Below are 20,722 nucleotides of genomic sequence, written 5' to 3'. Positions count from 1 at the left end.
TCCGCCCCACGCGCCCCGCCTCGGCTACGCCGTCACCTCGGCTACGCCGTCGCCCTGGGTGCGCCGTCGATCTATAGGCGTGCCGCTTCGATGAGCTCTGTCGCGGCCCTGAGCGACGCGCCGGTGACCTTCGCCCCCGACAGCATCCGCGCCACCTCGGCGATGCGGTCCTTCTTGTCAACGCGCGTGACCGAGCTCTTGGCGATGCCGCCCGCGTTCTCCTTGGCGACGACGAAGTGAGCGCCGGCGAACGCCGCGATGGGCGCGAGGTGGGTGATGCAGAGCACCTGGTGGTGGCGCGCCACGTCGCCGATCGCGCGCCCGATCTTGTCGGCGACGGCGCCGCCGACGCCGCTGTCGACCTCGTCGAAGACGTAGAGCCCGGCGGGCCCGCACTCCGCGAGCACCCGCTTCAGGGCGAGCAGGGCGCGCGAGAGCTCGCCGCCCGAGGCGATGCGGCGCAGGGGGCGAGGCTCGATGCCCTTGTTGGGCGAGATGAGGAACTCGACGCGGTCGATCCCGTCCTGGCCGAGGCGGGCGCCGTCGACGACCAGCTCGGCGCGGTCGCCGCCGTGCGGCTCGATGTCCACGACGACCCGCGCCCCGCCCATGCCGAGATCGGCGAGCTCCGAGGAGATCGCGGCGCCGAGCTTCTCGCCGGCCTTCCGCCGCTTCGCCGAGAGCTTGCGGGCGCGCTCGGCGGCGACGGCGAGCAAGGCGTCGCGCCGCCGCTCGAGCTCCGCGACGTGGCTCTCGACCCCCGAGAGGCGCTCCAGCTCGGCCGCGAGGCGCGCCCGCGCGGCGAGCACGTCGTCGAGCGTCGGGCCGTGCTGCCGCAGCAGGCCCTCGAGGCGGTACATGCGATCCTCGATCTCGGAGAGGCGATCCGGGTCGGCCTCCGCGCGCTCGGCGTAACGGGCGATCTGGCGGGCCGCCTCGCTGAGCTCCGTCCAGCAGCCGTCGACCGCGCGGGCGACATCGTCGAGCGCGGGATCGATCTCCGCCGCCGCCCGGAGCTCCGAGGCGAGGCGCGCGAGCTCGTCGCACATCGCGTCGTCCCCTTGATCGAGGCGGGACGCGGCGCGCCGCGTGATGTCGTGCAGGCGGCCCGCGTGGCGGAGCCGGTTGCGCTCGGCCGCGAGATCGGCGAGCTCGCCGGGGCGCGGCGACAGCGCGTCGATGGCCTGGAGCTGGAAGGAGAGGAACGCCTCGCGCTCGCCGCGGCCGCGCTCGAGCTCGCGGGCGGCCCTGAGCTCGGCGGTGAGCGCCTCGAGCGCGCTGACGTCCGCCGCGAGCTCGCTGCGCGCAGGCACGAGGCGGCCGAAGCGATCGAGGTAGCCGAGGTGCGTCGACGGATCGGTCAGCGCGACGCTCTCGTGCTGCGAGGCGACGTCGGCGAGCTCCGGGGCGAGCGCCTGGAGCTCGCCCGCGGTGCAGAGACGGCCGTTCAGATAGGCGCGCGAGCGGCCTGTCGCCTGGACCACGCGGCGGACCACGAGCTCGCCCTCGCTCGCGATGCCGGCGGCGTCGAGCATCGCCATCGCGCGATCGGAGCCGCGCACGTCGAAGAGCGCCTCGATCTCGGCCTCGTCCGCGCCGGGGCGGACCTGCTCGGCGCTCGCGCGGCCGCCGAGGACCAGCGAGAGCGCGCCCACGACGATGGACTTGCCCGCGCCCGTCTCGCCGGTGAGCACGTTGAACCCAGGCTCGAGCCGGAGCTCGAGGGCGTCCATCAGGATGAAGTTCTTGACCCGAAGCGCGACCAGCACAGCGGCGGGAGGATAGAAAGCTTTCGACCCGTCGTCAGCGGATCTTCACCTGCTTCATGACGGTGACCGGAATTCCCTCGAAAGGCGGCACCGCGACGTCGCGGAATGCACCGGCGATGCACCCGGCGGTGGCGGTCCCGACCAGGTCGCCCCCCTCCACGCGTGCCGACATGGCCTTCCCCGTGGGGGCGAAGGTGACGGCCACGCGGGCCGTGCCGGTGAGGCCCTCGCCGGTGCACCCGGCGGCGGCCGCCGCCGCGGACGCGAGGACGGCGGACGCGGCGCTCTGATCGAAGCGCGCTGGCTCGTCCTTCGCCGGAAGGAGCGGCGCCGGCGGCGGCTGCTTGCCCGCTGGCTTGGCGCGCTCGGGCTCGCTCGGCGCCGCGGCCCGGGCAGGGCGCTCGGGTACATCAGGCTTCTGGCTGGCCTGCGGCGCGGCGGTCGCCGCCGGCGCGGCGGTGGCCGCCGGCGCGACGGGCGCCGCTGCCGCGGGGCTCACCGCCGGCGCGGCGGTCGCTGCTGGCGCGGCGCTCGACGCCGGCGCGGCGGTCGGCTCGGGTGCGGCCCCAGGAGCAGCCCCTGTCTGCGCGGGCTGCGGCGGTGCCGCTGGCTCGCCGGCAGGGCTGGCGGAGGCGGCCAGCGCCTGCTCCGCAGGGCCGGGAGCGGCGGCCGGCGGCTCCGCGACCGGCTCGTCGTCCAGGGACGGCTCCCGGTCGGCGGTCTGGCCAGCGGGCGCCGCCGCGGCGGACGACGGAGGCGGCACCTCGGGCGGCGCCGCAACGAGCGCGCCGCTGCCTGCGGGCGCGCTCTGGGTCGCCACGGCGCTGGACGAGCGGCCGTGAGCCTGCGCGAGGTAGAGCGCAGCGCCGAACACGATGAAGACGACGGTCACCCAGCCGGCGAGCGCCATGTTCTGCCGCGACGCCGGCGTCGAGAGGGAGCGCAGCTTCTCGGACACGAGGGAGCCGGCCGTGATCGAGGTGCGCACCGGCGTCTCTTCCCCGGAGGACGTGTGTCCCTCGACGGCCAGGAGCTCGGGCTCGACGGGCTGCGAGGGGAACGAGGAGTCCGAGCTCCGCCCAGCGGCGGCGTCATCGAACAGCCCGCTGTTGATGCTCAGGATCTCGTGATCGGCCCGGTCCTCGTTGCGGCGCGCCTCGCCCTCCTCGCCGGGCGGCGGCGCCATGCTGCGCAGGTCGATCAGGCCCGAGGTCTCCTTGCGCTCGGCGCGCCCGCGAGGCTCGGTCTGGCCGGGCCCGCCGCCCGCCGCGTGGGGGGTCGAGCGCGGGGAGAGGTTCGTGAGCGCGAGCGGCTCGTGCGACGGCCGCTCGTCGCTCCCCTGATCCCGCGGCTCTCCCGCGGCGCCCTGCGCCTCGGCCGCCTTGGACCTGGCGCGGTCTCGCTGCTGCTCCTCGGCGACGCGCGGCGGGCCCGCGGCCGGCGACGGGGCGAGCGAACCCAGCAAGGCGAGGCCCGCCGGAGAGGCATCGGCGTGCTGCGCGGCGCTCGGACCGGACCGGGCGCGCCGCGCGGACGGCATGGGCTGCGGGGCGAGCGCCGCCATCGCCTGCACGTCCTGGAGCCGGAGCTCGGGCGACGAGCGGTGCGACGACGGCCGGCCCTCGTCGATGGACAGCGGCGCCGACGGTATCTCGGAGAGCGGCGCCGGCGGCATCTCCGACGGCGGCGCGACAGGCCGCGCGGAGCCGCCTGCGCGCGGGACAGCAGCGGCCCGGGGCCGCGCCACCGGCGCCGTGGTGCGCTGCTCGCGCCGCGCCGGCGGTCGCGCCGGGACCGGCGTGCGCGGGGTCGCGCGGGGCACGACCGCGGGTTCGAGCGCGGGCGCGGGCTGGCTCGCGCGCTCCTCCTCGACGGCGTGCGAGCCGAACGAGAGCGAGGGCGGCTCGACGCCCGGGGAGAGCATCTGCGCGAGGTCCTGGATCGAGACGGGATCCGAGTCGGCGGGAGGGAGCGCGGACGGGCTCCGAGCGGCCGGCGCCGCGCCGCCGCGGGGCGCGTCGTCCCAGGAGAGGCCGGCGAACGTCCGATGCCGCGCCGGGACCTCGCGCCGCCCCAGCCCGCCGTCCGGCGTCACGACGGCGTGCTCGATCGAGGCCTCGGCCGCCGCGTAGAACGCATCCAGCGCCCTCGGGCTGGACTCAGGCGCGGCGTCCAGCTCCTGCTGCGCGATCCGCTCCGCGAGCGTGAGCCCTCGCCTGGTTCCGGCCGCCGCCGGCGCCGCGCGCCGCTCCGTGTCGCCTGCGGGCTCAAGCCGGTGCTGGATGCCAGCGCCCGGGAGCGTCGTCTCGGCGTCCAGCACATCGCTCGACAGCCCGGCCCCCCTCTCCGAGCGGCGCCCGGAGGAAGGCTTCGCGCGCTCCGGCTCGCTCGACGGCTCCCGCCGGTCGCGTCCGCTCGCGGAGCTCGGAACGCCCGAGGGGGAAGACCGTGGCTCACCCCTCTCGGAAGCGGACTGCTTGCTCTTCATGCGACACGTCTTGCAGACAAACGGCAAGGACGGACGCATCTCGCGTCCTACACCGATCTCCACGTAGGTCCTGCAGAGAGAGCAGGCGAGTTGCACCTTGAGAAGAGAATCGCGCAGCTCGCCAGCACGCGCAATCTTCTTCACAGGTGACCAGGGCGGTCGTCCTCGGGCTCGCCCGCTCCGCCCGGCTCCGGGCTGCGGGATTCCGCCGGATCCCGCTGGATTCGCCTAGGCGGAGGGCTCGCCGGCGGGCGCCGGCAGGGGCGCGGGCGGGCGCACCCAGCGTTGCTCCAACCAGTCCAGCGACACCGGCGCGCTCCGCAGCGCCGTGTCGACGGCGCGCGCGACCGGATCGGGGACGGGGGCTGACCCGGAAGCGCGGGTCGACAGGATCCAGTTCGACAGCTCGTAGTGGTGGAGGAGCGGCGCGAACCGGTGGGCGTCGAAGCCGGCGAGGATCTCCGCGGCGCGGCTCAGGCGATCGCAGCGCACGAGCGCCGTCGTGACGTCGAAGAGCAGGGCGCGGAGGTCCTCGAAGGCGCGCTCCGGGTTCCCGGCCACGCTCTCCAGGAGCGCCTCGAACCCGGCGTCGGAGAGGCCAGCCGCCTCGGCCGCCTCGGCCATCGCGGGCACCTGCGTGGCCAGGAAGTCGGAGCTGGGGGCATGCCCAAGGAGGCGCCCGACGAGGTACAGATCGAACGCGCTGGCGATGGCCTCGGCGAGCAGGAGCGACTCAGCGCTGGGCGGAGCGCCGGCGCCCGCGGCCGTGAGCGCGCGGTGGGCGAGGTGGTGCCACGCGACGTGCGCGACGACGTCGGCGGCGAGGTGGTCGCCGGCGATCAGGTCGCCTTGCTCGCTCTGGCTCCAGAACGTCAGGTTCAAGAAGACGACGCGATCCCAGCTCGTATCGCCCTCGGGCACGCGAAAGCGGTACCCGTCGCGCCGGAGTGCCTGCTTCAGATCGTCGTAGAGCGCGACGTGCCGGAAGGAGCGCTCGTCGTCGATGGTCAGCTCGTCCAGGGTCAAGGTTCGCAGCTTCACGCGGCGGACATTAGACCCGGAACGTTTCGTCAGCCACAGCGGAGGCCGGGGAAGGACAGCCCCGGCGGAGGCCTGGAAGAACCGGGCGGCGTCACGTGTTTTGTGCCGAGGGCGGGGTTTTCCCGACCAGGGCCGCAAGTTCTCGCCCCTGGCCGGGTGTTGCAAGCGCCGCCGGCTTAGGCATGATGCGCCCGTTCCTGCGCCAGCCGAGGAGGCACACCGAATGATTTCCGTCAGGTCTCTCTGTTCTATCGCGCTCGTGCTCGTCGCCAGCGGTGCCGCCGGCTGCAAGGAGGACCCGCCCCCTCCCCAGCCGGAGCCGGCAAGCTCCGCGGCGGCGAACACGAACAAGGGAAAGGCGAGCCTGCGGACGCCCGTGTCGCCGATGGCGAAGGTCGACCCGCAGTCGATGAAGGAGTACCGCGTCGACGTCTGCTACTTCGGGACGCTCTCGCTGAAGCAGGCCCGCGACGCGTACCTCGCGAGCCTCGGCAAGGATGAGCCCAGCGAGAAGAAGATCCCGAGCTTCGGCAACGACGATCAGGCGAAGGCCGGAGACGCCGCGAAGGGCGCGCTCCCCGCGAAGCCGCCCGCGCCCGGCGCCGCCGCCGCGCCGAAGACGGCCGGCCTGCCCGGCGCCGCCGCCGCGCCGGGCGGCACCAGCGCCCCCGCCGCCAAGGGCGCGCCGACCCCTCCTGGCAAGCCGGACGAGCGCCGGCCGATCAACTTCAGCGCGCGCGCGCCGCACGAGCGCAACGCGCGCGCCTGCACCGTCGCCCTCAGCCTCAAGGAGCCGGCCATGGCGGACGTCGACGGCGCGCTCGCCGAGTACGCGCCGTTCGCGACCGAGCTGGCGAAGAACATCGCCGCGGCGGCCAACTACTACCAGCGCGAGGAGTACAAGAAGGACAGCTTCGCGAAGGGCAAGGAGCTCCACGCGAAGCTCCTCGCCGACTTCCAGAAGCTCGACGCGCACTCCGACAAGCTCGGCCTCGCGGTGTCCGCGTGGCACTCATCGCACCTGCCCGACCTCGCGAAGGCGGAAGCGGGCCAGAAGGAGGCGATCACGGCCCTCGAGGACGCGCGCGCGCTCATGCTGATCCTCGCCAGCAAGAACGTCGATCCGGCGGCGGAGAAGGCCGCGCTCCAGAAGCTGGAGACGTCCGCGGCCGCGCTCAAGGCGTACGGCTCGACCCACCAGACCGACCCGTGGGCCAAGATCATGGAGCCCGCGCTCGCCGGCTTCATCCGCGACGTGAAGGCGGCCGAGCCCAAGCTGACGGACAAGGGGATCACCTCCCCTGCCCTGTTCCTGCCGGTCGTCACGAGCTTCGTGTCGGTGATCGAGGGGAAGCACCGCGCGCTCTCCCGCTCGCTCATGGCGAAGAGCCAGGCGGCGACGCGCGAGGCCGCCGGGACCGCGCAGCCGGCCGCGCCGGCCGCGCCGGCCGCCCCCGAGCCCGAGAAGGAGTGACCGCCCGGGCGCGCTCCCCGCGAGGGAGGCGCGCGCCGCCCACGTGCCGATCGCGCCGCGCCTCCGCCGGGGGCGCGGGCGCGGTCAGAACGGGCGGCCGGTCCGGCGGGCGATCGCGAGGCGGTAGAGGGCCTCGTACTGCCGCGCGGCTTGCGCCCAGCCGAAGTTCTTCTTCATCGCCCGCAGCTGCATCGACCGGAAGTAGGCCGGGTCGGCGCGGTAGAGGTGCACCGCCCACGCGACGGTGTTCCCGAGCGCGCTCGACGACATCTCCTCGAACTTGAAGCCCGTGACGTTGTTCTCGACCGTGTCGTCGAGGCCGCCGACGGCGCGCACGACCGGCAGCGTCCCGTAGCGCTGGCTGTACATCTGGTTCAACCCGCAGGGCTCGTAGCGCGACGGCATCAGGAAGAGGTCGGCGCCCGCCTCGATGCGGTGGGCGAGCCCCTCGTTCATGCCGACGTAGACGCGGAAGCGGTCGCTCGCGCCGGAGATCCGCGAGAAGAGGTCCTCGGCCCAGCGCTCGCCGGAGCCCAGGACGATGAGCTGGACGTCGAGCGAGAGGATGTGGTCGAGCGCGCCCGCGAGGATGTCGATCCCCTTCTGGGTCGCCAGGCGGCTGATGAGCCCGAGGAGCGGGACGTCGGGGCGCTCCTCGAGCCCCATCTCTCGCTGGAGCGCCGCCTTGCAGAGGCGCTTGCCGCCAAGATCCTCGGCGGAGAACGGCGCCGCGATGTGGGGATCGGTCGCGGGGTTCCAGATGGAATCGTCGATGCCGTTGAGGATCCCGATCACGTCGGTGCCGCGATCCCGCAGCACGCCGTCGAGCCCCTCGCCGCCCTCCCACGTCTGGATCTCCTGCGCGTACCTGGGGGAGACCGTGGAGACGAGCGTGGCGTTGTAGATGCCGCCCTTGAGCAGGTTGATGCTGTCGTACGCCTCGAGGCAGAACCTGTGGAACTGATCCCACCCGAGCCCGGTCGTGGGGAGCTGTCCCTTGTTGAACCAGCCCTGGTAGCCGAGGTTGTGGATCGTCAGCACGGACGCGGCGCGGGCGAGCGGCGACCGGTGCTCGAGGACGTTGAGGTAGAGCGGGACGAGCGCCGACTGCCAGTCGTGGACGTGGACGATGTCCGGCCAGAACTCGAGCGCGTGGCAGAGCTGCAGCGCGCCGCGAGACAGGAGCGCGTAGCGGGCGAGGTTGTCGCCGAACTCGCCGTGCGCGTCGCCGTAGATGCCGTCGCGATCGTAGAGCACGTCGTGCTCGAGCAGGTACACGCGGGGCGCAGGTGTGCCGGGCGCCCCGGGATCGAGGCGCGTCTCCCAGACGGCGGTCCACGCCTCGCCGCCGCCGAGGGGCACGCCGAGCGAGAGCGGCAGCCGGTGCGGCACGAAGCGCTCCGCCGGGGGCTCGCCGTCTCCGGCTTGGGTCGCGTCGGCCGACGGGGCGGCATCGGTCGCCGGGGCAGCGCCAGCCGACGGGGCGGTGTCGGCCGACGGGGCGGTGTCGGCCGCCGAGGCGGCGAGCCCGCTGCCGGCGGCCGCCGCAGCGACGGCCGGCGCGGCGACGGCCTCGCTGCCCGCGGGCTGCTGCTCGGTGAGCGCGATCTGGCGGGCGAGGTAGCGCTTGGCGACACGGTAGGCCGGCATCACGACGCGCACGTCGTGACCGGCCGCGGCGAGCGCGATCGGCAGCGCGCCCGCCACGTCGGCTAGACCACCTGTCTTGCTGAAGGGGACGCACTCGGACACCACGAAGAGAATTTTGAGGCGCGGCATGGACATGGGAAGGAGGGGGAGCGCGCCCCCGACTCAAGGCGAGCGCGTCGCGTTCCTTCTACCAGCTTCACGCGCGATCTTGACCACGCGATCGACAGAGCGCGCGAGACCGAGCGCCGACGTGTCCACCGCGAAGTCGGCCTGCTCATAGAGCGCGCGCCGCGCCTGGAAGAGCGCCCTGAGCTCCTTCATGGCGTCGGCCCGGTTGGCCATGGGCCGCGCGTCCCCCTGCTCGACCACGCGGCGCCAGTGGTCCTCGGGCGTCGCCCGGAGCCACACCGTCACCGCGCAGCGCCTCAGTCGCTCGAAGGTCGCCGGATCGGTCACCAGGCCGCCGCCCGTGGCCACGATCCCGTGGGCGCGCGCGCCTTCGAGCCGCGCGAGCTCCTCGCGCTCCAGCCGCCGGTAGTAGGCGTTTCCATGGATCTCGAACAGGGCGGCGAGGCTCATCCCCGCGCGCGCGGCCACGAGGGCGTCGAGCTCGAGGAAGGGCACGCCGAGCCGCGCCGCGGCGCGGCCGCCGATCGTTGTCTTGCCGGCCCCGCGCAGGCCGAGCAGCGCGACGAGGGGCTCGCCCGCCCCTCCCCCGTCCTCGCCGGCCGACCGGCCGCGCAGAGGCGCCTCCTCGCCGAGCTCGCCCGCCGAGAGCAGCGCGGCGGCCGAGGTGCCCAGCGCGCGGCCGATGTCCTCGAGCCGCACCACGGAGACGTTCGCCCGCCCGCTCTCGAGCAGCACAAGGAAGCGCTCGCTCACGCCGGCGAGCTCGGCGAGCTCCCGCAAGGTGAGCGCGAGCTCCGTCCGCCGCTGCCGGAGCCGACCGCCGAGGTGCGCGAGGATCGGCGGCGCGCCGTCCGCGACGCCCGCCGCGCCCCCCGCGCCGGCCTCCGGCCCCTGGCCTGCGCGCGCCCTGCGCGATGTCTGACGGGACGCCATCTCGCCGATGCACTATATTTCATGAAAGCCGGTCCAACAAGAACTATACTGCTTGACTGAACCCCGGCGCGGTGGTGGGCTCGTCGGGTATGGAAGCGACCACCTCTCCTCCTTCCGCGGCGCCGGCGCCGCAGACCAGGGCCCGGGAAGACGGCGCGTCCGGCGAGGACGCGCCCCTCCGCTTCGAGACGGAGCCGGGCCGCTACAGGCACTGGAAGCTCTCGTTCGAGGGGGCGATCGCGCGCGTGGCGATGGACGTCGACGAGGACGCGGCGGCGCGGCCCGGCTACCAGCTGAAGCTCAACAGCTACGACATCGCGGTCGACATCGAGCTCGCCGACATCGTGCAGCGGCTGCGCTTCGAGCACCCCGAGGTGAAGGCGGTCGTCGTGACGAGCGCGCAGCCGCGGATCTTCTGCGCCGGCGCGAACATCTACATGCTCGGGTCGTCGACGCACGCGTTCAAGGTCAACTTCTGCAAGTTCACGAACGAGACGCGCCTCGCGCTCGAGGAGGCGTGCTCCGAGAGCGGGCAGCGCTACCTCGCGGCGCTGAACGGCGTCGCCTCGGGCGGCGGCTACGAGCTCGCGCTCGCGTGCGAGGAGATCCTCCTCGCCGACGACGGGAGCAGCGCCGTCTCGTTCCCGGAGACGCCGCTGCTCGCCGTGCTCCCGGGGACCGGGGGGCTCACGCGGCTCGTGGACAAACGCAAGGTGCGGCGCGATCTCGCGGACGTGTTCTCGACGCTGGCCGAGGGGGTGCGCGGCAAGCGCGCGGAGCAGTGGGGCCTCGTCGATCGATCGATCCCGAAGAGCCGCTTCGAGCAGGCGGTGGCCCAGCGCGCCGCCGAGCTCGCGGCGGCGACGCCGGACAGGGCGGGGCCCGGGGTGAGGCTCTCGCCGCTCGAGGCGCGGCGCGCCACGGCGGGCGACGTGTCGACCTGCGACTACCGCCACGTGTCGATGAAGGTGGACCGCGCCGCGAGGACCGCGGAGATCCGCGTGCTCGGGCCGGAAGGCGAAGTGTCGACCGACGCCGCCGGGATGCGCCGGGCGGGCGCGGACCTGTGGGCGCTCCGCGCGTTCCGCGAGCTGGACGACGCGCTGCTCGACCTCCGCTTCAACCACCCGACGGTGGGCCTCGTGCTCCTGCGGACGTACGGCTCTCCCGCCGCGGTGCGGGCCGCGGACGAGGCGCTGTGGGCGAGCCGCGACGACTGGTTCGTGAAGGAGGTGCTGCTCCACATGCGGCGCGTGCTCAAGCGGCTCGACCTCACGGCGCGCAGCGTGTTCGCGCTGATCGAGCCGGGCTCCTGCTTCGCGGGGAGCCTGTTCGAGCTCGCCCTCGCGGCGGACCGCTCCTACATGCTGGACGGCGGAGGGGACGAGGGGCAGGCAGGGGCGCCCGCGTCGCCCGCGTCGCCCGCGTCCATTGCGCTGAGCTCGCTGAACTTCGGTCCGCTCGTCATGTCGAACGGCCTGACGCGGCTCGCGTCACGCTTCCTCGGCGCGCCGGAGCGCGTGGCCGCGCTGAAGGAGAAGACGGGCCTCCTGTCCGCCGAGGAGGCGCTGGACGAGGGCCTCTGCACCTTCGCGCCGGACGCGATGGACTGGGACGACGAGGTGCGGCTCGCGATCGAGGAGCGGGTGAGCCTGTCGCCCGACGCGCTCACCGGGATGGAGGCGAGCCTGCGCTTCTGCGGGCCCGAGACGATGGAGACGAAGATCTTTTCGCGGCTGTCGGCCTGGCAGAACTGGATCTTCCAGCGCCCCAACGCGGTGGGCCAGCGGGGCGCGCTGACGGTGTACGGGCGGCCGGAGCGGCCCGAATTCGACTGGAGGCGGACATGAGCGCGGTCGTCAACTCGGAGAGGATCCCGAACAACGTCGATCTCGCGTCGGACAGGAAGCTGCAGCGCGCCCTCGAGGCGTGGCAGCCAAAGTTCCTGGACTGGTGGCGGGAGACGGGGCCCGAGGGCTTCCAGGCGGACGACATCTACCTCCGCACCGCGATCAGCGTCGATCACGAGGGGTGGGCGCATTTCGACTACGTGAAGATGCCCGAGTACCGCTGGGGCATCTTCCTCGCGGATCGGGTGGCGGACCGGACGATCGGCTTCGGCGACCACCTGGGCGAGCCGGCGTGGCAAGAGGTGCCGGGGGAGCTCCGGAACATGCTGCGGCGGCTGGTGGTGACGCAGGGAGACACCGAGCCCGCGAGCGTGGAGCAGCAGCGGCTGCTCGGCCAGAGCTGCCCGAGCGTCTACGACCTGCGGAACCTGTTCCAGGTGAACGTCGAGGAGGGGCGGCACCTCTGGGCGATGGTGTACCTCCTGCACAGCCACTTCGGCCGCGACGGCCGGGAGGAGGCGGAGGGGCTCCTGGAGCGGCGCAGCGGCGACCCGGACAAGCCGCGGATCCTGGGCGCCTTCAACGAGCCGTGCACGAACTGGCTCTCGTTCTTCATGTTCACCTACTTCACGGATCGCGACGGCAAGTACCAGCTGCTCGCGCTCGCGGAGAGCGGCTTCGATCCGCTGTCGCGCACGACGCGGTTCATGCTGACCGAGGAGGCGCACCACATGTTCGTCGGCGAGACGGGCCTGCTCCGCATCGTCGAGCGCACGTGCGAGCTGATGAAGCGCAACGCGAACGAGGACGCGCGCGCCGAGGGCGGCGTCGATCTACTGACGATGCAGAAGTACCTGAACCTCTGGTACTCGCTGTCGCTGGACCTCTTCGGCGGGGAGATCTCGTCGAACGCGGCGTCGTTCTTCGCCTCGAGCGTGAAGGGCCGCGCGAAGGAGGCGTCGTACGACGACCACCGGGCGCTCGACGGCGTCTACGTGATCGATGTACCGCACGTGCCCGCCGCCGGGGGCGGCGCGGTGACCGGCTGGCGGCGCGAGGAGGTGCCGCTCAGGAACGCGATGAACGAGGTGCTGCGCGACGAGTACGTGGCCGACTCGCAGCGCGGGATCGACAAGATGAACCGGGTGATCGAGGCGTCCGGCGTGTCGTTCAAGCTGAGCCTGCCGAGCCGGCGCTTCCACCGGAGCTCGGGGATCTACGCGGGGCTCCACTTCGACGTCGACGGCAATCCCCTCTCGAAGGAGGCGTGGGAGCGCCGGCGCGACGCGTGGCTGCCGACCGCGAGCGACGAGGCCTACGTGCGGAGCCTGATGGAGAAGCCGGTGTTCGATCCGAAGCAGATGGCGAACTGGATCGCTGCGCCGACGAAGGGGCTCAAGGGCAAGCCCGTCGACTTCGAGTACGTGCGGCGCGGCTAGGGCGCGCCCGCGTCGGGCAAGGGCGCGCCCGCGTCAGGGGGAGGTGCGCCCCCGCCCGCGGGCGCCTTCTTCGGCGGGTCGCCGTGCTCGTCGGTGAGCTTCTTCACGAGCCCGTCGAGGAGCACCTGCTCGTGGTACTGCGGCATCGCCGGGAGCTGCACGGCGACGTGCACCCCGGCGCGGCCGTCCACGACCTCGATCGCCCCCTGCGTCACCCTGCCGCCGCTCTCCGGGCTCCGGTACTCGAAGAGCAGATAGCCATTGGAGACGTCCTTCTCGACGATCTTGAAGCCGAGATCGACGCGCACGAGGCGCAGCGCCGTGCCGAAGGTCTGCTCGAAGGTGTAAGGCGACTCATAGGCGACGCTGGCGCTGGCGTGCCGCTCGCCGAGGCCGCTCGCCACGGGGACGGCGAGCGCGATGAGGGCGACGAGCGCGATCGACGGGAGGCGGCGCATGACCGCGGCGTAGAGGGGCTGGCGAGGACGGGCCAAGTTCCTTGCTGCCGAGCGAGCGGCTATGCTGGCGTCAACCTCGATGGACCGACCCTACGTCGAGCAGCTCCGCATCCAGGGCTACGGCTGCGTCCAGGACGCGACCCTGGAGCTGACGCCGCTGCATGCGCTCATCGGGCCCAACGACAGCGGCAAGAGCACGGTGCTGCGGGCGCTCCGCACGCTCTCCTCCGTCCTCGAGCGGGCGCTCGGGGCGCCGTCGCTGGACACGCTCGGGCGCGCCGGCCCCACGAGCAGGGCCCCGGACGGCGCCGTGTTCGAGGTGTCGGCGGCGAGCACGACGTGGCGCGTGGAGCTCGACGCCGGGGGGCGAGTCCGGTCCATGTCGTTCCCCAGGGATCTCGAGCCCCCTTCCCTGCTCGACGACGCAGACGGGGACGACGACGCGGGCGGCGCGCCCAGCCCGGAGCGCCCTGCGCTGGACATCGTCCAGGCGCTGCGCGGGGCCCAGATGCTCCGCCTCGATCCCGACGCGCTGAGGGCCCCGCACCCGCTCATCCCCGACGGGCACCCGCTCTGCTTCGCCGACGAGCGCGGCACGGGCCTGCCGGCCGTCTACGACGCCGTCATCAGCCGCGACCTGTCGGCGTACGTCGATCTGAACCAGGAGCTCACCCGCCTGTTCCCCAGCGTGAAGAGCCTCCACCTCGCCAACCCGAGCTCCACGACGAAGGCCATCGGCGTGAAGCTCGAGGGCGGCGCCGTGGTGCCGGCGTCGCTGATGAGCGAGGGCATGCTGTACTACCTCGCCTTCGCGGCGCTGCCGCACCTCGATCCGACGCCCCTGCTCCTCGTCGAGGAGCCCGAGCACGGGCTGCACCCCTCGCGCATCGCCGATGTGATGCGCGCGCTGCGCCTCGTCTCCGAGAAGACCCAGGTCCTCCTCGCGACGCACAGCCCGCTCGTGGTGAACGAGCTGCAGCCGGAGGAGGTCACGGTCGTCACCCGCGCGGGCGAGCGGGGGATGAGGGCCACGCGCATCCTGGACACGCCGGGCTTCGAGGATCGGGCGAGGGTGTACGCGCTGGGGGAGCTCTGGCTGAGCTACGCCAACGGCGGGGACGAGGCGCCGCTCCTCGGCGGAGGGCCGCGGCCGTGATGAAGGCGCCCGATCGGATCCGGGTCTTCCTTGTCGGCGAGGGCGAGGGCGAGCTGGGCAGCCGCGCCGGGGCGCCCGCCTACCAGTCGGACAAGCACCCCGGCGTGCTCGTCACGCTGCTCTCCCGCGTCCAGCCGAGCGGATGGGTCGTCGGCGGCGCCCGCGAGTGGAAGAGCATCCGGAAGTACCAGGCGCGCGGCGCGGCCCACGAGGACACGCACCACGTGCTTGGCGCGGCGCTCGACGCGCAGGAGGCCGGGTGCGAGATCCTCGCGTTCGCCCGCGACATCGACCGCGATCCGGCGCGCCGCGAGGCGATCGCGGAGGGCATCCGGCGCGTCTCGTCGGCCCTGTCCTCGCCGCCCGACGTGATCGGCGGCGTGGCCGCGCCGGCGCTCGGAGGCTGGATCCTCGCGCTGCTCGGCGAGAAGGCGACCGAGGAGATGTCGCCCCTCAGGGCGCAGGCGATGCTCGCTGCGAAGGGCATGATGCCGGGCGACGGCGCCGCCATGGTGCGCGTCGCGGAGGACGCCGACCTCGACGCCGTCCCCCCGGACGCCACGTCGCTCGTCGAGTGGCTCTCTCGCGCGCGCGCGGTGCTGCCGCGGCGGGCAGGACGCGTCGTGAGGTGAGCGCTGACGCCCTCACGATGAAACAGCCATGGTCGGAAGGGGCTATCCCAGAAGTCGAAGCGCGCGAGCTGCTTCGGCGGCGACCCTTGCGCGTTTGTCCTTCACGAACGTCTCGATGAGAGGTCGATCCTGTTCGCGGCCGAACTCTGACAGGACCGCGAGCGCGCCGATGAGCTGCGCGGTTTGGCCGGCGGAGCTCGTGAGGAGACAAACCAGGAGCGGGGTCGACAGACTGGAGATATCGAAGGGGAGCAGCGAAGAGAACTCGGTGAGATCGAGACCGACGCTGGCGTAGGCTTCACGACTGCGCAGGATCCGGTCGAAGTAGCGAAAGGCGCGCGCCCCGTCCCGCTCGAGGCAGGCTCGCAGGGTCCGGGAGTGCGTGGCGTCGTCCAGAAGCGCATCCCGAACCAGCTTGTGAAGGTTGAGCATGCGTTTCGTTGGCCAATGAAGGAGAGCGGAGAGCGAGGGGCATCGCTGGCGGCCTGCCGCCCCCCTGCTGGCCTTCAATTCTCGGTCAGCGGCGGCGGCACTGCGGCGCCGCGGAGAGCGCTGCCCTCGCCGCCTCGCGCAGGCCGTGCGGCGTGTCCTTGTCGAGCAGCGGCTTGAGGCGCGCGGGCAGATCCGCCGGGTGCACCGATCCGAGCGCCGCGAGCGCCGCCGAGCCGAGCCGCTGATCGTGCTCGCCGATCGGCGCCTTCGCGCGGAGCGCGAGCCGCGTCCACAGATCGACCGAGCTCGCGTCGCACATCGCCCCGAGCGCGAGGATCGCCCGCGCGCGCACCTCGAGGTCCTCCTCCTTGTCCTCCGCCCGGTCGCGCACGGCCTCGATGTGCGCGGTCGCGCGGTGCGCGCCGAGGCCGTCGAGCGCGTGCCGGCGCACCTCGGGCGAGCTGTCGGCGAGCGCCCCGACGAGCGCCCGGTCGCCCGCCGCCGTCGCCGGCATCGCGCCGATCGCCAGCGCAGCGCCGCCCCGGATGAACGTCCACGGGTCCGAGGCGAGCCGCGCCGCGAGCGCCTCGGCCGCGCCGGCGGGCAGCTTCGCGCCGGCAGCGGCCGCGCGCGCGAGCGCCACGATCGCCGCCTCGCGCACGCGCGCGTCCGGATCGGAGGCCGCCGCGAGCAGGTCCTGCGCGAGCGACGGCACGTCGGCCGCGACCTCGGCCGCGCGGAGGCGCACGTGCGCGTCTGCGTCCTTCCGGAGCGACGCCCGGAGGTACGCCTCCGCCGGCGCCTCGCCCCCGCGCGCGAGCGCAGCGGCCGGCGCTTGCAGCAGGTAACGCCGCTCGAAGGGCGCGCCGCCCGCCGAAGCGAGCGCCTGGAACGCCGCCCCGCCGCCCTTCACCCGCCCAAGCGCCGGCCCGAGCGCGCGCAGCAGATCGAGCTGCGCGTCCTCCGGCCGGGCGCGGAGCCGCTCGATCTGCACCTCTTCCTCGACCACGGAAGCGGCCCGCTCGCTCCGCGCCGCCAGCGCGAGCGCGGCCCGGAGCTCCCTCCGCGCCGCGCCGCGCGCCCCGGCGAGGGCGTCGAGCAGCGCCGGGATCGCCTCGGCCGGCGCGACGAGCGCGAGCTCCCGGGCCGCCGCGACCCTGGCCGCGGCCGCGCCCGCCTTCACGATCTCCGCGAGCGCCGGCGCGGCCGCGCGCCCGCAACGGCGGATGCGATCGCGCGCGTGGTGGAGCTCCGGATCGAGCTCGGGCGGCGCAGCGCGAGCGGCGCGCCCCGGCGCGGCCGATGCAACCCCGGACGCGCGCCCCGCGGATGCCGCGCCGGGCGCGGGCTGCGCAGCCGATGCCGCGCCGGACGCCAGCCGCGCGGTGAGGAACGGGATCTGCATCGCGCAGGGCGCCGTGTCGATCACGCCCCGGGCGAGCTGCCTGCCCGCGAAATCGAGCCTGTCATAGCCGGCGATCGCCGCCTCGACCGCCTCCGGTCCGCCGCGCGCGAGCAGCGCCGCCGCCGCCCTGGATCGCTCGCCGCCGCCCGCGAGCGCGCCCACGAGCGCCGCCGGGCCCTGCCCGTCGAACGCCGTGCGCGCCGTGACCTCGGCGATCGTGACCCGCACCTCCGGCGCCGAGGGCGCGCCGCGGCCCCCCCCGGCCCCCGCCGGCGCGTACGCATCGTCGAGCACGACGGCGATGCACGAGGCCTTGATCTCCTCGGGGAGCTTCACCTCGTAGCCGGCGGACTCCTTGAGCCACGCGTCCTCGGGCAGGCTCACCTGGAAGAGCCGGTCGGGCGTCGCCACGAAGAGCGTGCGCGGCGCGGCGCCGCCCTCGACGCCGTCGGGCGGCTTGATGCGCAGACCCAGGCCCGTGATCCCGACCTCGTCCGCCGACGAGAACGACACGAACTCGCCCCGGCCCGCGCCCGCCTTGCCCTCGGACCACGCGGTCTTCGGGTCGCCGTCGGCGATCTCCGCGAAGCGCTTGCCGACCGCGCTCGACGCGGCGGTCGGGCGCAGCAGCCGGAAGGCGGCCGCCGCCGCGTCGGCGTCACGGCGCTCGGCGACCACCTTGCCTGCGGCGCGCCGCTCCTCCGCCGAGAGGTTCTGGAAGCTGGCCCCTTTCAGGAGCGTCATGGTCCGGGGATCGACCTCGCTCGCGCCGACCAGCGCCGGCCGCCCGCAGAGGGTCACGTCGTCTCGCAGCTGCCCGACGAGCACACGGCTGCCGCTGCCGCCGAGCGGCTCCACGACCACGGCGTCGCTCCGGCCCTCGCCGTGCTCCCCTGTGGCGACGCCGGTCCAGCCGCTCCAGAGCACGAGCGGCTCCGCCCCCTTCCCCGCGAGCGGCGCCGCGAGCAGCATCACCCAGCTGCCGCTCGCGCCTTCCGGCGCGCCGGCGCCCGCCGGCTTTCCCCCGGCCGATACCTCGATCTTGGCGAGGCGCTTGCCGTCCGCCAGGGTGACCGGCACGACGCGCGCGCCGCCGAGCAGCGGCGCCACCTCGGACGGCACGGCGAGGACCTTGCCGCCGTCGGGCGCGCACGCAGCCGCAGCAGGACAGGCGCGGGCAGTGACCCCGCCCGGATCGATGCGGACAGCGAGCGCCTGCTGGCCCGCCGCGTGAGGGAGCACCACGGGCGCGGCCTGCGCGGCGGCGCTGCCACCGACGGCCGCGGAGGCTGCGATCACCCCGGCCGCCGCGCCAAGGCGAGGCCGCCGGAAACGAAACGGCGAGCTGGACATGCGCGCCATCCTAGTCGCCCGGCGCGGCGAAACCGCTCGAGAGTTGATCGAGAGTTGGCGCCTCGAGCACAGCGCCGATCCCCCCGGACCGGCGCTGCGGCGCGTCGTCCAGGCGGGCCCGCCGCGCACAGCGGGCCCGCGCGCCCTCGCTACTTCGGCGTCTCCGTGGCGGGGATCCAGAAGCCGCCCTCGTCCGGCGGCGTCATCCCGAGCGCCTTCGGGAGCACGTTGGTCCAGCCCGCCACCGTCTCGAGCAGGTAGATCTCCGCGCCGGCCTCGATCTCGCCGATCGGCTTCTCCTTCTCGTCGCGCCGCGCGCGGACCGGGATGGCCCTCGTCGCCTTCACGATCGGCGGCGCCTTGTCGAGCGCGAGCTGCGCGCCGGCCACCGCGGTCGTCGGCGGGATGTACTGGTCCATCATCTCGCCCTTCTTCAGCGGCTCGAGATCCTTGAGGCGCGCCCAGGCGTCGATCGTGAGGTCGCCCCGAGACATCAGGTGGACGAAGCCGGACTTCGCCTCGGTGCTCCAGAAGAGCTGGGCCGTCCCCTCCAGCATCCTCAGCGTGAAGATCACGTCGCCGTCCGGACGATCGAAGAGCTCGATCGTCGACGTCTTCATCAGGTACCCGCGGGCGCTGCCGGGGATCTCCATCTTCGTGGAGACGCCGCGCTGCAGCGCGAAGGCGTCGCAGGGGGCCGAGGCCTTCGCTGTCTGCCTTTCGGACCCGGAGATCGAGAGCTCCGCGCGCAGCGAGTCGCCCGTGGCCGCGACGAGCTTCACCTTCTGCGCGCTCGAGATCCACACGTGCCCGGCGATGACCGGGATGTCGCGCGTCGTGAACACCGCGACGTCCGAGGGCGCGATGTAGCCGTCGATCCGCAGCGCGGGCGAGCTGTCCGACGTGCTCAGCCGCGCGCGGCCCGCCGCCGGATCCGCCGGGATCGCGCTCAGCGTCATCGGGACCAGCGCGCCGGTGAAGCTCGCGACCGTCCTGCCGCCGCTCGGCGCGTCATGCAGCCGGGCGCCCTTGGGCACCGGCGCCGTCCCCTTCAGCTTGCACGCCGGCCCCGACACCGCCTGGCCGACCGTCGCGGTCGCCTGCGCGGCCGCCCCCGTCACCTGCGCGGCCGACACCACCACCTGGGCGGGCTCTGCCTTCGCCTCGGAGACGGCCGGCGTGCCCGGGAGCCCCACGCAGAGCACCCCCCCAAGAGCCAGAAGACCGAGTCCCAGAACGTCGCTTCTCATCCACTTCCTCCGACACAGGCCGGCAGCCCCGCTCGCGCGGCGAGCCCGAGCGCGGTCCCCAGCTGTCGAGTCTCCCTGGAACCGCCGGCCTGCTCTGCGCGGCGGCGCACTCACTGCGGGGCCGCCCGGCACGCCGAGCCGCCCCTGCCGTTGGTCGGATCATCCTAGCGGAACATTCAGGCCTCGCCCGAGAAAGGTCCTCCACCGCAGCGCTTCGACCGTTTCGGGTGTATGGAGCAGGGCGCCCGCCGCGGCACGCGCCGGGTCGCCCGGCTGGACGGTACCTGCCTCTCCGGGAAGCCACGCCATGCACGGATTCGATCTCGCCTTCGCCTCCCCTCGCAAGCTCCCCCGCGCCCGCGATCTGCGCGGCAACGTCGCCGTTCTCGACATCGCCTTCGCCTCGGAGGCGGGGGGCAAGAGCTTCGAGACGGTCACGCTCCCCCTCATCCAGGACCTCGGGCCGCGGCTCGCCGCCTGGGTCGACCACCACGACAGCGCCCACCACGCGCGCTTCGCCGGCGACCCCCGCTTCGTCCTGTCGACCAAGGCCGAGCACGGCGCCTGCCCCGAGATGATCACGCCGGAGCTCGTCGCCCGCGCCGGGCGCGTCGACACCCTCGTCTGCCACGTCGACTTCGACGGCCTCGCCAGCGGCGCGAAGTGGATGCGCGGCGGCGTCGAGCCCTACCCCGGCTGCGACGACGACGCCCGCGCCATCGACACCCGCATCGGCGTCCCGGGCCCGGCCGCCACCCGCATGGACCGCGCGCTCCGCGCCCGCCCCCGCGATCAGGCCCTCTTCGGCCTCATCGTCCGGCACCTCGCGTCAGGCCTCTCCGATCCGTCGCTCTGGACTCCCATCGACCAGGCCGGCGCCGAGCTCGCCACCATGGAAGCCGAGACCCGCCGGATCGCGCTCCGCTACGAGCGCGTCGAGCCGGGCCTCGTCCTCGTCGACGCCTCCCAGCGGGGCGGGGCCTACGACAAGACCCTGCTCCTCCTCATCGGGCAGGAGCGCGCGCCCATCTCCGTCGTCGTCGACAACGACAGCATCACCTTCGCTGCCCGGTTCGACAGCGGGGTGAACTTCCTCGAGACGTTCAAGATCTCCGGAGGGATGCCGACCCGCATCTCCCTCCAGCGCTCCCGGCTCCAGGAGGCGCTCGTGGCCCTCGGGGTCAAGTCGACCGACGCGAGCCGGCTCGCCGCGACCCCCTGAGCCCCCTCCTCACCGCGATCCCACCGACATCGTTGACGCTG

15 protein-coding genes are annotated in these 20,722 nt (G+C 73.9%); 6 read left to right on the top strand and 9 right to left on the bottom strand.

Annotated elements, in window-relative coordinates; all coding sequences use genetic code 11:
• Positions 1 to 71: 71 nt before the first annotated feature.
• The 3 genes from recN to WMF11_RS06175 form a co-directional block, all read right to left on the bottom strand.
• Complete coding sequence (recN, locus tag WMF11_RS06185; protein ID WP_012233701.1) at positions 72 to 1,769, bottom strand: DNA repair protein RecN; 1,698 nt, start codon at positions 1,767 to 1,769, stop codon at positions 72 to 74.
• Between the two features lie 34 nt (positions 1,770 to 1,803).
• Positions 1,804 to 4,089: a hypothetical protein gene (locus tag WMF11_RS06180; RefSeq protein ID WP_437976773.1), complete on the bottom strand. Its 2,286-nt coding sequence runs from the start codon at positions 4,087 to 4,089 to the stop codon at positions 1,804 to 1,806.
• A 396-nt stretch (positions 4,090 to 4,485) separates the two neighbouring features.
• On the bottom strand, positions 4,486 to 5,298 hold the full coding sequence (locus tag WMF11_RS06175) for a hypothetical protein (protein ID WP_437976772.1): 813 nt from the start codon (positions 5,296 to 5,298) through the stop codon (positions 4,486 to 4,488).
• Positions 5,299 to 5,521: 223 nt separating this feature from the next.
• Between WMF11_RS06175 and WMF11_RS06170 the strand changes: the two genes are divergently transcribed.
• On the top strand, positions 5,522 to 6,772 hold the full coding sequence (locus WMF11_RS06170) for a DUF3829 domain-containing protein (protein WP_437907498.1): 1,251 nt from the start codon (positions 5,522 to 5,524) through the stop codon (positions 6,770 to 6,772).
• An 84-nt stretch (positions 6,773 to 6,856) separates the two neighbouring features.
• On the opposite strand, the gene WMF11_RS06165 is transcribed toward WMF11_RS06170, so the two are convergent.
• On the bottom strand, positions 6,857 to 8,551 hold the full coding sequence (locus WMF11_RS06165) for a glycogen synthase (RefSeq protein ID WP_437979281.1): 1,695 nt from the start codon (positions 8,549 to 8,551) through the stop codon (positions 6,857 to 6,859).
• A 33-nt stretch (positions 8,552 to 8,584) separates the two neighbouring features.
• A complete protein-coding gene (locus WMF11_RS06160; RefSeq protein ID WP_437976771.1) occupies positions 8,585 to 9,484 on the bottom strand; it encodes a shikimate kinase in 900 nt (299 codons plus the stop codon).
• Positions 9,485 to 9,573: 89 nt separating this feature from the next.
• Between WMF11_RS06160 and boxC the strand changes: the two genes are divergently transcribed.
• Positions 9,574 to 11,334: a 2,3-epoxybenzoyl-CoA dihydrolase gene (gene boxC / locus WMF11_RS06155; RefSeq protein WP_437907495.1), complete on the top strand. Its 1,761-nt coding sequence runs from the start codon at positions 9,574 to 9,576 to the stop codon at positions 11,332 to 11,334.
• Positions 11,331 to 12,773, top strand: coding sequence for a benzoyl-CoA 2,3-epoxidase subunit BoxB (boxB, locus tag WMF11_RS06150; RefSeq protein WP_437976770.1), 1,443 nt, complete (start codon positions 11,331 to 11,333; stop codon positions 12,771 to 12,773). Before boxC ends, boxB begins: the two co-directional genes overlap by 4 nt.
• Here the strand turns inward: boxB and WMF11_RS06145 are convergent.
• Positions 12,770 to 13,231: a hypothetical protein gene (locus tag WMF11_RS06145; RefSeq protein WP_437976769.1), complete on the bottom strand. Its 462-nt coding sequence runs from the start codon at positions 13,229 to 13,231 to the stop codon at positions 12,770 to 12,772. The genes boxB and WMF11_RS06145 overlap by 4 nt on opposite strands.
• Before the next feature lie 79 nt (positions 13,232 to 13,310).
• Here WMF11_RS06145 and WMF11_RS06140 point away from each other — a divergent pair, with 79 nt between their 5' ends.
• Together WMF11_RS06140 and WMF11_RS06135 are read left to right on the top strand one after the other, a co-directional pair.
• On the top strand, positions 13,311 to 14,387 hold the full coding sequence (locus WMF11_RS06140; protein WP_437550085.1) for an AAA family ATPase: 1,077 nt from the start codon (positions 13,311 to 13,313) through the stop codon (positions 14,385 to 14,387).
• A complete protein-coding gene (locus WMF11_RS06135; protein WP_437907491.1) occupies positions 14,387 to 15,019 on the top strand; it encodes a hypothetical protein in 633 nt (210 codons plus the stop codon). Before WMF11_RS06140 ends, WMF11_RS06135 begins: the two co-directional genes overlap by 1 nt.
• A gap of 42 nt (positions 15,020 to 15,061) precedes the next feature.
• Here WMF11_RS06135 and WMF11_RS06130 read toward each other — a convergent pair whose 3' ends face one another.
• From WMF11_RS06130 to WMF11_RS06120, 3 genes are all read right to left on the bottom strand, one after another.
• A complete protein-coding gene (locus WMF11_RS06130; protein ID WP_437976768.1) occupies positions 15,062 to 15,451 on the bottom strand; it encodes a hypothetical protein in 390 nt (129 codons plus the stop codon).
• A gap of 85 nt (positions 15,452 to 15,536) precedes the next feature.
• Positions 15,537 to 18,209 (bottom strand): HEAT repeat domain-containing protein, encoded by a 2,673-nt coding sequence (locus tag WMF11_RS06125; protein ID WP_437976767.1) that lies wholly within the window; start codon positions 18,207 to 18,209, stop codon positions 15,537 to 15,539.
• 149 nt (positions 18,210 to 18,358) lie between these two features.
• Positions 18,359 to 19,459 carry a hypothetical protein gene (locus WMF11_RS06120; protein ID WP_437907488.1) on the bottom strand — a complete coding sequence of 367 codons (1,101 nt, stop codon included), beginning with the start codon at positions 19,457 to 19,459 and terminating at the stop codon, positions 18,359 to 18,361.
• 307 nt (positions 19,460 to 19,766) lie between these two features.
• On the opposite strand from WMF11_RS06120, the gene WMF11_RS06115 reads away from it, so the two are divergent.
• Complete coding sequence (locus WMF11_RS06115; protein WP_437907487.1) at positions 19,767 to 20,681, top strand: hypothetical protein; 915 nt, start codon at positions 19,767 to 19,769, stop codon at positions 20,679 to 20,681.
• The last annotated feature ends 41 nt before the right edge of the window (positions 20,682 to 20,722 follow it).

It is taken from the genome of Sorangium sp. So ce295 (assembly GCF_051527405.1).
Classification (GTDB): domain Bacteria; phylum Myxococcota_A; class Polyangia; order Polyangiales; family Polyangiaceae; genus Sorangium; species Sorangium cellulosum_B.
Note: the sequence above shows the minus strand (reverse complement) of the source record. Positions and strands in the feature narration are given on the sequence as shown.